14 protein-coding genes are annotated in these 14,016 nt (G+C 63.9%); 8 read left to right on the top strand and 6 right to left on the bottom strand.

The annotated features are described in order from the left end of the window. Positions 1 to 4 precede the first annotated feature (4 nt). The 7 genes from GQ56_RS0100810 to GQ56_RS43725 all read left to right on the top strand — a co-directional run bounded on the left by GQ56_RS0100810 (position 5) and on the right by GQ56_RS43725 (position 4,804). Positions 5 to 2,017, top strand: a complete 2,013-nt coding sequence (locus GQ56_RS0100810) for an AAA family ATPase (protein ID WP_031396842.1) — start codon at positions 5 to 7, stop codon at positions 2,015 to 2,017. 7 nt (positions 2,018 to 2,024) lie between these two features. After that, positions 2,025 to 2,372, top strand: a complete 348-nt coding sequence (locus tag GQ56_RS0100805; RefSeq protein WP_031396841.1) for a hypothetical protein — start codon at positions 2,025 to 2,027, stop codon at positions 2,370 to 2,372. Position 2,373: 1 nt separating this feature from the next. Next, positions 2,374 to 2,952, top strand: coding sequence for a nucleoside triphosphate pyrophosphohydrolase family protein (locus GQ56_RS39940; RefSeq protein WP_075122827.1), 579 nt, complete (start codon positions 2,374 to 2,376; stop codon positions 2,950 to 2,952). A 47-nt stretch (positions 2,953 to 2,999) separates the two neighbouring features. After that, positions 3,000 to 3,914 (top strand): hypothetical protein, encoded by a 915-nt coding sequence (locus GQ56_RS0100795; protein WP_152601584.1) that lies wholly within the window; start codon positions 3,000 to 3,002, stop codon positions 3,912 to 3,914. Further along, positions 3,911 to 4,177: a hypothetical protein gene (locus GQ56_RS0100790; protein ID WP_200877962.1), complete on the top strand. Its 267-nt coding sequence runs from the start codon at positions 3,911 to 3,913 to the stop codon at positions 4,175 to 4,177. The genes GQ56_RS0100795 and GQ56_RS0100790 overlap by 4 nt, the downstream gene beginning before the upstream one ends. After that, the gene (locus GQ56_RS0100785; protein ID WP_031396838.1) at positions 4,177 to 4,383 is read left to right on the top strand and encodes a hypothetical protein; all 207 of its coding nucleotides are present in this window, start codon (positions 4,177 to 4,179) and stop codon (positions 4,381 to 4,383) included. The genes GQ56_RS0100790 and GQ56_RS0100785 overlap by 1 nt, the downstream gene beginning before the upstream one ends. A 190-nt stretch (positions 4,384 to 4,573) precedes the next feature. After that, positions 4,574 to 4,804: a hypothetical protein gene (locus GQ56_RS43725; protein WP_152601583.1), complete on the top strand. Its 231-nt coding sequence runs from the start codon at positions 4,574 to 4,576 to the stop codon at positions 4,802 to 4,804. A 97-nt stretch (positions 4,805 to 4,901) separates the two neighbouring features. On the opposite strand, the gene GQ56_RS40465 is transcribed toward GQ56_RS43725, so the two are convergent. The 4 genes from GQ56_RS40465 to GQ56_RS0100770 all read right to left on the bottom strand — a co-directional run bounded on the left by GQ56_RS40465 (position 4,902) and on the right by GQ56_RS0100770 (position 10,487). Beyond that, positions 4,902 to 5,897, bottom strand: coding sequence for a hypothetical protein (locus GQ56_RS40465; protein WP_075122826.1), 996 nt, complete (start codon positions 5,895 to 5,897; stop codon positions 4,902 to 4,904). A gap of 161 nt (positions 5,898 to 6,058) precedes the next feature. Next, positions 6,059 to 7,378: a tyrosine-type recombinase/integrase gene (locus GQ56_RS0100780; RefSeq protein ID WP_235212602.1), complete on the bottom strand. Its 1,320-nt coding sequence runs from the start codon at positions 7,376 to 7,378 to the stop codon at positions 6,059 to 6,061. A 263-nt stretch (positions 7,379 to 7,641) separates the two neighbouring features. Next, positions 7,642 to 8,970: a cytochrome-c peroxidase gene (locus tag GQ56_RS0100775; protein WP_081894788.1), complete on the bottom strand. Its 1,329-nt coding sequence runs from the start codon at positions 8,968 to 8,970 to the stop codon at positions 7,642 to 7,644. A 53-nt stretch (positions 8,971 to 9,023) separates the two neighbouring features. Then, positions 9,024 to 10,487: a metallophosphoesterase family protein gene (locus GQ56_RS0100770; protein ID WP_031396835.1), complete on the bottom strand. Its 1,464-nt coding sequence runs from the start codon at positions 10,485 to 10,487 to the stop codon at positions 9,024 to 9,026. Positions 10,488 to 10,676: 189 nt separating this feature from the next. Here GQ56_RS0100770 and GQ56_RS0100765 point away from each other — a divergent pair, with 189 nt between their 5' ends. Further along, entirely contained in the window at positions 10,677 to 11,525 is an 849-nt protein-coding gene (locus GQ56_RS0100765; RefSeq protein ID WP_031396834.1) for a class I SAM-dependent methyltransferase, read from the top strand. 89 nt (positions 11,526 to 11,614) lie between these two features. Here the strand turns inward: GQ56_RS0100765 and GQ56_RS0100760 are convergent, their stop codons facing one another. Both GQ56_RS0100760 and GQ56_RS0100755 read right to left on the bottom strand, forming a co-directional pair. Further along, complete coding sequence (locus GQ56_RS0100760; RefSeq protein ID WP_031396833.1) at positions 11,615 to 11,926, bottom strand: hypothetical protein; 312 nt, start codon at positions 11,924 to 11,926, stop codon at positions 11,615 to 11,617. 58 nt (positions 11,927 to 11,984) lie between these two features. Beyond that, a complete protein-coding gene (locus tag GQ56_RS0100755) occupies positions 11,985 to 14,006 on the bottom strand; it encodes a BCCT family transporter (protein ID WP_031396832.1) in 2,022 nt (673 codons plus the stop codon). Between the last annotated feature and the right edge of the window lie 10 nt (positions 14,007 to 14,016).

Here is a 14,016-nt window from a genome sequence, read left to right as displayed (position 1 = left end):
CATCATGCTGCTGAACCTGAATATCAAGAACGGCTACCGTCACCCGAACTCGACCTTCGTCTTCCCGGTCGGCCAGACCGCGATCACGGGGCCGAACGAGTCTGGCAAGAGCGTCACGCTGGAGATGATCCTGTTCGCGCTGTGGGGCAGCGTCGCGCTGCGCGGTGCGGCCGACGATTACAAGAAGCTCGAAGTGACGCTCGAATTCGTCGTGCGCGACCAGACCTATCGCATCGTCCGAACGACGAAGAACGCGAAGCTGACCCGCGCCGGTGAAGACGTCGCCACGGGCACGAAGCCGGTCAACGCGAAGATCCGCGAGCTGTTCGGCTACGACTACGACGTGTTCACGATGGCGAACGCCGTGCTGCAAGGCCAGATCGAGAAGCTGTCGGACGCGAAGCCGACCGAGCGCCGCAAGATCGTCGACCAGACGATCGGCCTGAACGTGCTCGACGACATCGTGACCGATCTCGGCAAGCAAGCTCTCGCATTCCGCAATCAGGCTGACGGCATCGCCGCGGTGCTGCGCGAGCCGGTCAAGCCCGAGCAGCCGGTCGACTTCGAGTCGAGCACGACGCTCGGCCAGAAGCGCGACAACGTCGCGACCCTGGTCAACGAGCTGAACCAGCTGCGCGGTATGGTGGCCCACAAGCCGTCCGAGCCGGTCGCCCCCACCTGCGCCATCGGCGAGACCGTCGAGACGCTACAGAGCCTGATTGCGGCCCGTAACGAGCTGGTTGCGGCGAAGGGCACGCTGGAGAGCGCAGCGGCTGATCAGCGGGCTACCCTGAAGCGTCTGAGCGACGGACTCCAGGCAGTGATCACGGACGGCACCGTGGCCCGTCTGGAGGCCGACATCGGCCGCATCGAGAAGCAGATCGCCGGCCTGGCAGAGCCGGTGCTGACGATCGACCAGATCGAAGCGCTGGAGCAGCAGCACATCGATCACGACATGTGGGTGCAGAAGCAGAAGCTGCTGGGGCAGGGCGAGCACATCTGCCCGAGCTGCGACCACCACTGGCCGATCGCGTCAGCCGCGCTGGAGCCGTACGCGGCGGTGGTCGATACTGCCGCGCCGTCGATGACGCGCGTCGAACTGAACGCACAGCGCGCGCTGCACGGCAACACCGAGCGCCGCGCCGCGCTCGCCCAGGAGATCGTCGAGTTGCGCGAGCGCATCGAGCGCACGAAGCAGGAAACGCAGGCTGCGATGGACGCCCAATCAGCGAAGATTGTCAAGGCCGAACAGGAGGTCGCCGAGACTTCCGAAGCGGTCTTGACCCTTCAGAACGCGATTGACAACACACCCGATCGCAGTGGTGACTTGAAGGAGCGTCAGGCGTACGAAGGTCAGCTCGTCGCGCACCATGCGCAGGTGCTCAGCTACAACGAGTTTTTCGCGAAGCTGGCCGAGCGCGAGGCGCGCGTCGCGGAGCTGGCCGGCGTCGAGGCCGAGCTGGGCAAGCTGGACGAGCAACTGGTCGCTGCGCGCGCCTATGAGCATGCCGTGGGCACGTACGAGGCGCAGCTGGCCACGTACAGCGTCGACAAGGCGAAGCTCGATGCGTTGAATGCAGCGGCCGATGACAAGGCCGCGGCGAAGGCGGCGGTAGCGGAAGCGAAGCTCGTGATCAAGTCGCATCTCGTGCCGTCGCTCAACAAGGTAGCGTCTGTACTGCTCAACCAGATGACCGGTGGCGCACGTACTTCGATCGTGGTGGATGAAGACTTCAACATCACGGTCGACGGCCAAGCAGTGCAAACGCTGTCCGGTTCCGGAAAGGCTGTCGCGAATCTCGCACTCCGGATTGGTCTCGGTCAGGTGCTGACCAATGGTGTGTTCTCCGTCTTCATGGCCGACGAGTTCGACGAGTCGATGGATGCCCAACGTGCTCAGTACACCGCCGAGTGTCTGCAACGTCTGAAGGAGACCATCAAGCAGGTGATCATCGTCACACACAAACGCCCGATTGCAGACCACATCTTCACTCTCCCTTTGAAAGAGGCCGCATGAGGAATTAATGGAGTCCATCAAAACGCTACTTGATCAAAACTTCACCCCCCAGCTTATTGCCACGTTCCTTGACACCACCCTGGAACGTGTCGTCGAAGAGATGAACAAAATGGAACTCTTCGGCTGGGGAAACCCTGGAAATTACGCCTTCATCATTGCGCGCAAGTACCCTGCGGAACGCCGCTGGAATGAAAGGTTTGAACGGATTCTGGCAAGCGCACGTGAGAAGCACGACAAAGGGCTGATCACGATGGTTCAGGTTCGAGATGGCGACATGATCATCCAATACGCGATGCCTGTCGAACGTCCTGTTCCGCGCCGACTCTGGTTTACCGCACCACCCGAGACTTACTAAAATGAACTTCGAACAATACAAACCTCTGGCCCTTCGCACCGAGAAACCCCTGGCAACTTCTCTGCTGCGCCTGCAACACGCATCGCTTGGTCTTACGACTGAACATGGCGAGTTCACCACCGAAGTCAAACGCCTTTGGGCGTACCAGAAGCCGCTCACGCAGGAGATGCGCGAACACATCTTCGAAGAGCTGGGTGACATCCTCTGGTACGTGGCCATCGGCGCCGACGCCCTCGACTTCGAGATCCCCGAATACCAGCATCTCTTCGACTTCGACCTCAGCGCGCTACCGCTCGCGGAACAGCTCCAGATCGTGGCGAATCGCATCTCGGTCGAGATCGGTTTCTTCACGTACGACGTGCCGCTGCATCAAGACGCGCGCGCCCGCACGGGTGCGATGCGCAGCCTCGTGAACATCCTCAGCGGCGTGGCCCATGCTTGCGATGCGCTCGATATGCCTCTCGAAGAAGTCATGTCCGCGAACATCGCGAAGCTGAAGCAGCGCTTCCCGAACGCATACACGAATGCCGCCGCTGAAGCGCGCGCGGACAAGGGCGGTCTGGACGCTCGCAACTCGTAAACCACCACACGTAGGAAGGGCCGACCACCACCGGCCCTGAAGACAAGATGAAACCTATCATTCTGGCCAAGGTGATCGAAGACTCGATCGCCTCGAACGGCGTGCGCCTCACGACCGTTGAAGTGCGGTATCCGCGCATCATCCATAGCGAGCTGATGACGCACCGCAAGTTCTCCCGCAACGCGGGCAGCTCCCGCGCTATCCCTATCCGTCGCATGTTGCGCCAAGTCTGGTCGCGGCCGGCGTGCCCCGCGGAGTGGGGCACCAACCAGCCGGGTATGCAGGCAGGAGTGGAGCTTCAAGGTTGGCGTCTGTGGGCCGCGAAGGCCATGTGGCGCAGCGCTGCGCGCTTCGCCGCGCTGCATAGCTGGGTACTCATGAAGCTCGGAGCGCACAAGCAAATCGCCAATCGCGTTACCGAGCCGTACCAGTACATCAGCGTGTTGATTTCCTCGACCGACTGGGGCAACTTCGACGAGCTGCGCTGCCATCCGGACGCTGACCCGACAATGCAGATCCTGGCCATCGAGATCATGACCGCGATCGAGGTCAGCGTGCCGCGCCGGTTGCGCATCGCCGAGTGGCACTTGCCGTACGTCCTCCAGTCCGAGCGCGAGGCACTGCCGATTGAAGAGCAGATCAAGCTTTCCGTCGCGCGCTGCGCGCGGATCTCCTACGACCCGTTCGACGGTGACGCGAGCCACGCGAAGGAGTTCGAGCGCTACGCGAAGCTGGTCGGCTCACGCCCGATCCACGCATCTCCGACCGAGCACCAAGCGACGCCGGCTTTCTCGTCGACGCAGAAGGGCGGTAACTTCGACGGCTGGCTTCAGCACCGCCAGGACGTCGAGAAGGCCCGCGCGACGGACGGTGAATTTCCGTCCGTCCTGCGCCGTCAGTGGACCAACGACGAGGTCCGACTGCATCGCAAGCTCGCGACGGAGCGGGGCGGTGAAGCATGAACGAGATCGAAGCAGCGCCACGTATTCATTCGCACTACCACAAGCCTTGCCCGTACGAGAGTGTCGACGTCTATCGCGTTCTCGAACTGTTCAATGTGACCGATCCTTGCCTGCAACATGCAGTCAAAAAACTACTGGTCGCCGGTGGGCGCGGCCACAAGGACGTCGGCTGCGACATCCAGGAGTCGATCGACACCTTGACCCGCTGGCAGGAAATGCGCGCTGAGGAGCGCGGCAAATCGGCCACCGCGGAGACGCCCTGATGACGCTCAATAAAGACTACGTCAGCGCCCCGGTCTCCGAGTGGGTCTACGCCAAGCCCGAACACGGTGGCAAGAAGTGCCTGCTGCTGACGATCGGCGGCATTGCTATCACGGGTGTGTGGCATGGCGAAGTTGGCCAGTATTACCTCGCGTGGGCCGCGCTGCCGAAGCGCGACAAGCAACTGGAGCGTCGCGTGCTCGGGTGAACTACACACGGCTAGTTCGTACTCGATTCGGAGGCAACCTTGATGCTCGCGTTGAGGAGCCTCCGCAGCGCAATCACTTCAAGCACCATCCTCCTCACATCAGCGTCGCTCACTCGCTCCGGTTTGCCCCACCATTCCCTCAATAGTGTTATGTCTGGCGAGACGAACTCGGGTAGAGGTTGATCCTTCGATGGCCGCGAATACCTTTCCGGCACGGACATTCGCGCACGTTCGTGCGTCCGAAGCTGCAAATGCCTATCCCTTCGCGTCTCATCTAGACGCCGTGTCCTATCTTTCCCGTAGCCGACGGGACATTGCCGATCGCATTCGAAATTTCGATTTCACGGTCAATCCACCTGACGACGAGGCGATAAAAAGCTATGACGCGTTTATGTCTGGCAAGGGATTCGAGCTAGATTGAGAATCCGAGAAATATCAAATTCCCTATGTCGTCATGATGCTAGATAATGCCTGGATTAACCAGCCTGCGCTAATTTTAGCGCAGGCTGGAGGGGGTATTATGTAGGCTTGTAGGATGCAACGGGCGAGATTACTAAATCGTTGAGAATTTGATTGCCTTCACGCTCCGTAGTGACGTCAACGCTCTTCTCTGTTGCCTTTAATAGATCCGTTTGTGATTGTGCTTCGAGCGCTTGAATTACATCCACGATCGGGAATTCTCTCCGCATTTCTAACTCTTTCGCCACCTGGCGATCAGCTGGTGCTGGAAGGGCGACAGGAGGAGGGACTTTCGCGTCGGCAGTTATAAACTGCTGAACAATTCTCCAGCCAGTGTAAAATAGCTCCATGAAAGAGCCGTCATATGGTATTGGGCACACAATCAGGTTCTTCGTGTCGTCTTTGTATATCTTGTCGGGAGCACCTTGCGTTGCAGGTACAATGCCGACACGAAGACCCCTCGCGCCTTCCAAGTGCTTGGCGTTTATCTTTAAAGTAGTTCCGAGCCAGCGATCTTTGTCGGTAGACCCGAAGAACAAGTCAGCCTTCCAAAGACCGTTGATTGACGAGGGTAGTGCGGCTCTTGTTTCTGGGCGATGGAACGCCGCCGCAAGCATATTCATGTACGACTTGAGTTTTGGCGGTTGGGCTTGCGCGCCGGTCAATATTCTAGAGTCATCTGTGAGTAGTTGATTGGCTGTGTCGATGATGCGTGTTTTGCCAGACTTTTCAACCCCAAACAAAATTGACTGAAAGGAATTGCCGGGTAATTTGCAGAGTTTTGATGCATCGGCTAGGCGCTCCATTACCATGGGGTCCTTTCGCCGTATTGCATCATGAATTGCCCATTCAAAACAAAATCCTACGTCGCCGTAACCATCTCTATATGCTCGGGGGAGCATGAAGAGTTTCATGTTTTCCATGCCGCCGAGTTCGTTCAAAACCTCTTGCTTGATACCAGTTAGCAAGGCCATGAGGATCGGGCGGACGATGGCTATCCTCGCAAGAACTTCACTTCCTACTGGATTTTGCTGGGTTTCAATCAGTAACTTCATTGTATTGTCTCAATATGTATGCAATGAGGGGCGATTGTTATCTCGACGACGGAAACATGGACGCTCACTACGGCTGCCGTCAACCAAGGTTGCACACAATAGGTAAACGTCTTGCAATTCAGCGTGCCACGACATCTTACCCTTATAACGGACGAGCGAGGTCAGGCAACCCTCCTTCTTAGCGGGATGACATTCGATTCATTCCCGCCTTGTGGCTCCGTCCCATCACAGCAGTTACTCACGAAAGCTGCCCACAGCGCCATTGCCGCTCGTCTCTCCGGGATCTCCTCCCGCACGTCGTAAATCCCCTCGACACCCTTTACCTTGTGGTTCAGTGCGATCTCACTGATTTCGCGCGAGACCCCCATGTTTCGCATGTGACCTTTGGCCGTGCTGCGCGTGTCGTGCGGCGTGAAACGTCGCATCTCAAGCTTGCTGCTTTCGAATGCTCGCGTAATCGCGGCCCAAAGCGTCGTCTTGCCGATATGAGTGTCGCCCAACTTGCGTCGCTTGCCACATCGCGCGGGCAAGAGCCATTCCGAGTCTCCCGAGAGCGCGATCAAGTCTTCGATCCACCCCATAACAATAGGTGCGAGAGGTACGAGCGAGCCAACCCCAGCCTTGAGGTTTTGAGGCGGAATCCACCACGTGCCACGCTTGAGGTCGAAGTGCTCCTTCTTGGCTTTGACCAACTCGCTGGTGCGGACGCACGTGGACAACAGGATGCGGAACATGAGTCCGTTGTCGCGACCGATCTTCTCGTCGATGCCGGGTAGCAGAACTTGGAGTTCGTCTTTGGCAAGCATCAGGCGCTTACGAACAGGGGGAGGCTCGCCAAGCAATGCGCGCAACTTGATACCCGAAGTCGGATTGGTCTCGACCGCGCGCTTGCCAATGGCATGGTCGAACAACACCGTAACGGTCGTCAGCACTCGATTGCAGACGATCCACGATTTTTTGCTGTTTTCGAGCATATAGATGATGTCGGCCGCTGTGACCTTTCGAGCTTCGAGTGACCCGAGGTTCGGCTTCACCATCTTCTCGATATCCCAGTTTCGGTTGTAGGCCGACCCCTTGGCGAGACTGACCATTGCCTTTTCCGTGTAGTCGTCGCAAAGCTGTCTCACGGTCAGAGCAACTGCCGTACGGGCTTTCTCAGTCTTTTTGTCGGCAGCAGGGTCCTCACCCTTGTCGATTTCCACGCGGAATGAACGAGCGGCCTTTCTGGCGGCTGCAAGAGACATGTCGGGATAGTTACCGATCGTCAGTTCTCGGCGGCGCTTACCGCGACTGTAGCGGAGGACCCAAGCAGCAGTTCCCGAGGCGGATAGGGTGAAGGTCAGGCCATCGCCGTCGGCCTTAGCAACTGGCTCCCCCTTGGAGACCCAGTGTCGGATTTGGACGTCGTCAAGCGCGTGGTGGATGCGCGGCATTTTGGTTTTCTTGTGGTGGTGGAGGCCCGAGTATATTTGATGTTCCATCGCTCTAGCTACCATCCTAGCTACCAACTGGCCTGCGGATGCTACGTTACGTCACGATACGTCTAAAAAATGTAAGTTATTGAAGATTAAAGGATAATCCTTCAATCTTGGTTACGTAGCGTGACGTCGTGAAACAGGGTTGGAAAGACCGGACCAGATGTTCCATCGCGCACCTCACTGTTCATAAATACAGTACTGTAAATATAACCAGTGTTCGCGACAGCCGCAAGCAGGCGCGCATCCGGCTGGCCGTTCGGCCAGGGTCAGCGCGCCGGCGCGGCGGTTCGTGCGATCCGGGCGGCGGGGGCGGGCGGCGCGGCAGCCCCCGCGGGACGCGCGTCGGTCAGCGTGCCCAGGAAGGCGACGATGTCGTCGATTTCCGCGTCGGTCAGCGCGGGCGGCGTGCCGGGCCGGCGGTTCATCGGCGTCGAGTTGACGTTGATGTTGCCGCGATAGGCGGCGGGCACGTCGTCGAACGTACTGGCCCCGTGATACCAGAAACCGGGATCGGTCGAGCGCGTGTTGTAGAACGCGACCGCGTCGCGCAGCGTCGTGAACACGCCGTTGTGCATGAACGTCTGCTTGAGCGCGACGTTGCGCAGCCCCGGCGTGCGCAGGTAGCCGCACCATTGCGTCGGGTCGGGCCAGCGCAGGCGCCGCGCGGTGTCGCACAGCCCGTTGTCGAAATGGCGCGGATCGCGGTTCGCCGGCAGCGCGCGGTTGCGCGGCACGGCGATCGCGTCGTAGCCGAAATCGGTGAAGAGCGAGCGTTCCGGGCGGCTCGACGTTTCCGACAGCGTGTGGCAGCTCATGCAGTTGCCCTTGTCGGGATTCCGGAACAGCTCAAGGCCGCGCATCTCGGCCGGTGCGAGCGGCGTGCGGGTGCGCAGGAACGCGTCGAAGCGCGACGTGAACGGCGCCATCTCGTCGCTCTGCAGGTAGGCCTCGACGGCCAGACCGAGCGCCCGCACCAGTTGCTCGGGATCGCGCCGCACCGGCGCGCCGAAGCGCGCGGCGAGATCGGGCGCGAGTTCGGTTGCGTCGATCTTGCGCAGCAGCGCGGCCGGCGACCGGTTGTTCATCTCGTCAGGATCGAACAGCGGCCCGCGGATCTGTTCGGCGAGCGTATCCGCGCGGCCGTCGCTGAACAGCCCGCCGAACGGCGACGGCGCGGGCGCATCGTCGTCCTGGTAGAAGTGGCGGCGCGGCACGTAGCGGACATAGCGCAGCGACGGCGCGTTGCGCCGGCTGAAGCGTCCGTGCCGGCTGCCTTCCGGTACGCCGGGGCCCGCGAGCGACGCGGCCGACAGCGTCGGCGCGAATGCGCGGCCCGGGTCGTGGCAGCCCGCGCACGACATGCCGCGCGGCTCGGACAATCGCTGGTCGAAGAAGATCCGCCGGCCGAGCGCGACGAGCGTCGGATCGGGCGCGAAGCGCGCGGTCGCCGCATCGATCTTGCCCGTGACCTGCGGCGTGCCGCTACCGATCGTGGCGACGACGCGCGACGGCGGCGCGCCGGGAAGCAGCACCGTGTCGGCCGGCGCGGCGCGGGCCGCGAGCGTCAGGCCCGCAAGCGCGGCCGCGGCCAGCATGCGCCGCGTTCGCCGGCCGCGTGCACGGCCGGCGTCACATCGAACCTCGTCGTTCACGGTGCAATGAACCCCGTCTTGTCGCAAGCGAGCGTCGTGCCCGACTGGTTGCACGACGCGAGCAGCTTGCCCGCCGCCGAATACGCATGGAACATCCAGCCCGTGGCCGGCGCGGCGCGACGTTCCATGATCAGGAAACCGAAGCTGTTGTTGTGCGACAGCCGCTCGATCACGGCGCCCGGCGCGGGCGTCAGGCCGGCCGGAAACGGGTCGGGCAGCGCGACGTCGAGATTGTCGCCGCCGTTGCCGGACACGATCGTCGCCGGGTGCCCGGACGAGAAGTTGATCGCCTGGAAGTCGTGCACGTGCCCGTGCAGCGCGACGTGCACGCCGGGCGGGTAGTACGCCTGTGCGTTGAGGCTCGACATCACCGACTGCAGCGCGAGGTTGCCCGGCGCGGGCGTGCTGCCGGCGATCGGCGCGAACGCCAGGATCGGGTGATGGTTCGTGAAGATCGTCGTCGTCATGCCGGCCTTCGACGCGAGCGAGGCGACCGTCTGGAACTGCTTCTGGTAGATGCCGAATTGCGCGTCGGTCGTCTTGAGCGGCGTGCGGCCGACCTTGGCGGTGTCGAACACGATCACCTGCGAGCCGCCGCCGAGCGATACCGCATAGGGTTCCGAATAGTTCGCGTTGTTGTCGTTGGCCGGATCGTCGCACGAGCGTGCGGCGGAATACGGGCGCGGATCGAGGAAACGGAACCAGCCCTGGCCCGCCCGCGCGCATTCCTCGTGGTTGCCGCGCACGACGATCCACGGCGCCTTCGCGAGCAGCGGCGCGGCCGGGCGGAACAGGTCGGCCTGCCACGTATCCCAGCCGTAGCCCCACGGGCTGTCCTTGCAGCCGGCGATGTCCGGCGGGCACGCGTTCTCGCGATAGTGGTAGTCGCCGATGTGCATCACCAGGTCGGGCGACAGCTTCGCGACGCTCGCCGCGATCGTGTCGAACGGCCAGACCGTCGCGTCGTTGCACGCCTGCCATGCGTTGTCCGCCTTCTTCATCCGGCAGCCCGTGTCGGCGATGATCGCGATGCGCTGCGGCTGCGCCTTCGGCAGCGGCAGCGTACGGCCCGCGACGCTTGCGGCCTGCGCGCCGGCCGGCAGCGTCGCTTCGCAGACGGACACCGGGAAACTCGACGGCTTCGAGTCGGACGGATCGCTGGCGGTCGGCCGCTGCGCGACGCTCGAGGCGCCCGAGCGCAGCGTCATGCGCGACAGCTTGCCGTCGACGGCAAGCTGCGGGCACGGCGGATCGCCGGCCGACGCGGGCGTGTAGTTCGTGATGACGCGCGCGATCGCCTGGTTCGTGTCGCCGATCTCGACCCACGCGGCCTGGACGTTGGCCGACGCACTGGCCGGGTCGGCCGGCGAATCGATGTGGTTCGAGCACGCGGCCAGCGCGGCAAGCGCAACAAGGGGGGCGCAGCGCGCGAGCAGCGCGCGCGGGAGGAGTCGTCGCATTGGGGTGGGGCACCGTAGGAAAGTCGTCAACGATACGCAACGCGAATGTAAGAAATATGAAATGACGGTGCGCCTGGATCTCGGCGCGCTGCGCCTCGCGGCGGCGGATCGCAATCGAGGCCTTGACCTCAAGCCGGCTTGAAGTAGCACAGTGCGGTGCATGATCAACGAACCGGAAGGAGATCGACGATGGAAACCAGTCGGCCGAACGATGAACAATCCGCGCTGTGGAACGGCCCGTCGGGGCGCGCGTGGGTCGATACGCAGGCAACGATCGACCGGATGTTCGAGCCGCTGGAGCGGCTGCTCGCGGATGCGGCGGCCGCGTCGTCCGCGCGCAGCGTGCTCGACGTCGGTTGCGGCACGGGCGGGGTGACGCTCGCCATCGCGCGCCGGCTCGGCGCGGATGCTCAATGCACGGGTATCGATATCTCGGCCAGGATGATCGACGCGGCGCGGGCGCGTGTCGAACGCAGCGGCCCGGGCCCCTGTTTCGTGTGCGCGGACGTGCAGACGCATGCGTTCGAGCCCGCGAGCGTCGACCTGATCGTGTCGCGGCTTGGCGTGATGTTCTTCGACGATCCGGTCCGGGCCTTCGCGAACCTGCGGCGGGCGGCGCGGCCGAATGCGCAGTTGCGGTTCATCGCATGGCGCAGCGCTGCCGACAACCCGTTCATGACGACTGCCGAGCGGGCCGCCGCACCGTTGCTGCCGAACCTGCCCGCGCGGCGGCCCGGCGCGCCGGGGCAGTTCGGGTTCGGCGACCGGCAGCGGATCGCGTCGGTGCTGTCGGACAGCGGCTGGGCCGACACCGCGATCGAGCCGGTCGACCTGGCTTGCGCGCTGCCCGAGCCCGCACTGAACGACTACTTCGCGCGGCTGGGGCCAGTCGGGCTCGCACTGCTGGAGGCGGACGACGCGACGCGGCGGCGCGTGGTCGACACGGTGCGTGCTGCGTTCGAGCGCTATGTGGACGGCGGCCAGGCGCGCTTCGACGCGGCGTGCTGGCTCGTCACGGCGCGCGCGCCCTCCGTGTAACGCGCGGCGACCGGGCAGGAGGTCGGGGAGCCGGCGGCTCGTGCGCTGCCGTTCGGGGGGGATGACGCCGGGCGGCGCGCCGTAGGGCGTCAGCGTTGCCGCGCGCGCAGCATCAGCCACGCGCAACCTGCGGCAACCAGCACGAGGCCGAGCAGGACGGCTTCGGTGCCGAACGCGAAGCCGGACGGCATTTCGTTGCTGCCCGGCTTCGGCGACAGGTTGAGGCCGATCGCGACGGCCCCGCCGGCGAGCAGCGCGGCGCAGACGATCCAGTAGGCCTTGCCGCGCGGCGCCGCCGCGCGGATCCGCCACAACGCGATGCCGACTCCGCCGAGATAGAGCACGGCGAGCGTGCCGAGCGCGATGACGTCGGAGGCCCGGCTTTGCAGGAGCCCGTTCATCGCGCGGCCCCGTCGGGCGTGGCGGACCGCCGCGGCCCGCTCGACGCGGCACGCAGGCTCATTCGGCCTCCGTCGCATGCCCCGGCGCGCGGCTCAGCAGATGCGTGCGCTTGTCGGCCGCGAGCGACACGTAGCGTTCGTACTGGCGCAGCACATCGGCGATCACTTCGTCGCCGCGCAGGTATTCGACGTCGTAGCCGAGCCGCCCGTCCTCGAAGAACGTGACGATCCCGTACACGTGTGCCCGCGCCGCATCGGGCTCGGCCGCTTCGCGCACGAGAAATGCGGCGGCGGACTTCACCGTCACGCGCACGCCGTAGACGAAATCGCGGTGTTCGGCGGTCGGCACGGTGAGCCGTACGGCGTCGTCGCTGTCGCGCTGCACGTTCGCATCGACGCCGCTCGCGCGCAGTTCGTCGGCAACCTTGCGCAGCGCGGGCTCGACCGTGTCGGCGACGAACTGGCGCGCCTCGGCCTCGGTCGTCTGCCGCAGGATGTGCGTCAGGCGATGGCGCCAGTGCTGGCCGGTCCAGAAACTCGTCGCGGGCGCGACGTCCTGCGAATAGTGCGCGCGGTCGGCCGCGAGCCCGCGCCACAGCCCGTAGCAGAGCGCGAGCATGATGATCGCGACCGGCAGCGCGGCGATCAGCGTCATCGCCTGCAACGCGCCAAGCCCGCCGGCGACGAGCAGCACCGCGGCCGTCACGCCGAGCAGCGCGGCCCAGAACAGCCGTTGCCACACGGGCGAGTGCGCGTTGCCGCGCGTCGCGATCTGGTCGATCACGAACGCGCCCGAATCGGCGGACGTGACGAAGAACACGGCGATCAGCACGATCGCGACGATCGACAGCAATTGCGGCAGCGGCAGGAAATCGAAGAAGCGGAACAGCAGCGCGTCGACGTTGGTGGCTGTTTGTGCGAGCGCGCCGGCCGCGCCGTGCGTATCGAGCCAGATCGCGCTGTTGCCGAACACGGTCATCCACACGAGGTTGAATGCGGTCGGCACGAGCAGCACGCCGATCACGAACTCGCGGATCGTGCGGCCGCGCGAGATGCGCGCGATGAACATGCCGACGAACGGCGACCACGATATCCACCACGCCCAGTAGAGGATCGTCCAGCCGCCGAACCAGCCTTCCTCGCGCGGCGGCGCGTAGGCGTAGGTGCGGAACGACAGGTCGACGAGGCTCGACAGGTACTGGCCGATGTTGTCGCCGAGCGCGCGCAGCAGGAAGGCGGTCGGGCCGGCGAAGACCACGAAGGCGAGCAGCAGGAACGCGAGCAGCAGGTTCAGTTCGGACAGCCGCCGCACGCCCTTGTCGAGGCCGGTGGCGGCAGACACGCCCGCGAGGATCACGACGACCGCGACGAGCCCGATGCGGAACACGTTGCCGGTCGTATCCCAGCCGGCGACCGTATGCAGGCCGGCGCTCAGTTGCATCACGCCGTAGCCGAGCGTCGTCGCGATGCCGGCAACCGTGCCGACCAGCGCGAACGCGTCGACCGTGTGGCCGATCCAGCCGTTGATGCGCTCGCGCAGCACCGGATACAGCCCGGAGCGCAGCGTGAGCGGCAGGTTGTAGCGGAACCCGAAGTACGCGAGCACGAGCCCCATCAGCCCGTAGATCGCCCACGCATGGAAACCCCAGTGGAAGAAGGTCATCAGCATCGCCTCGCGGGCGGCGGCGGGCGTGCCGGGGTCGACGGTCGGCGGCTTCAGGAAATGCTGCATCGGCTCGCCGACGCCGAAGTACATGAGGCCGATGCCCATGCCGGCCGCGAACAGCATGGCCGTCCACGACACGAAGCTGAATTCGGGCTCGGCGTCGTCGGGGCCGAGCCGGATGTTGCCGAAGCCGCTCGCGGCGATCAGCACGAGAAACACGAGGAAGCCGGTGACGGCGAGCACGTAGAACCAGTCGAAGTGCGCGATGACCCATTGCTGGCCGGCGGAGAACAGCGCGCCGGCTTCGCTCGGGCGCAGCGCGCACACGACGAGCAGCGCGCCGATGACCGCGAGCGCGGGCAGGACGACCTGCGGCTTGAATGTCGTGCGGGGCGAGGGGCGGGGATCTGGCATGGCTGGCATC

The sequence above is a fragment of the Burkholderia paludis genome, assembly GCF_000732615.1.
In the GTDB taxonomy this organism is placed as follows: domain Bacteria; phylum Pseudomonadota; class Gammaproteobacteria; order Burkholderiales; family Burkholderiaceae; genus Burkholderia; species Burkholderia paludis.
The sequence above is the reverse complement of the archived record's forward strand: the minus strand, read 5'-3'. Positions and strand labels throughout refer to the sequence as shown.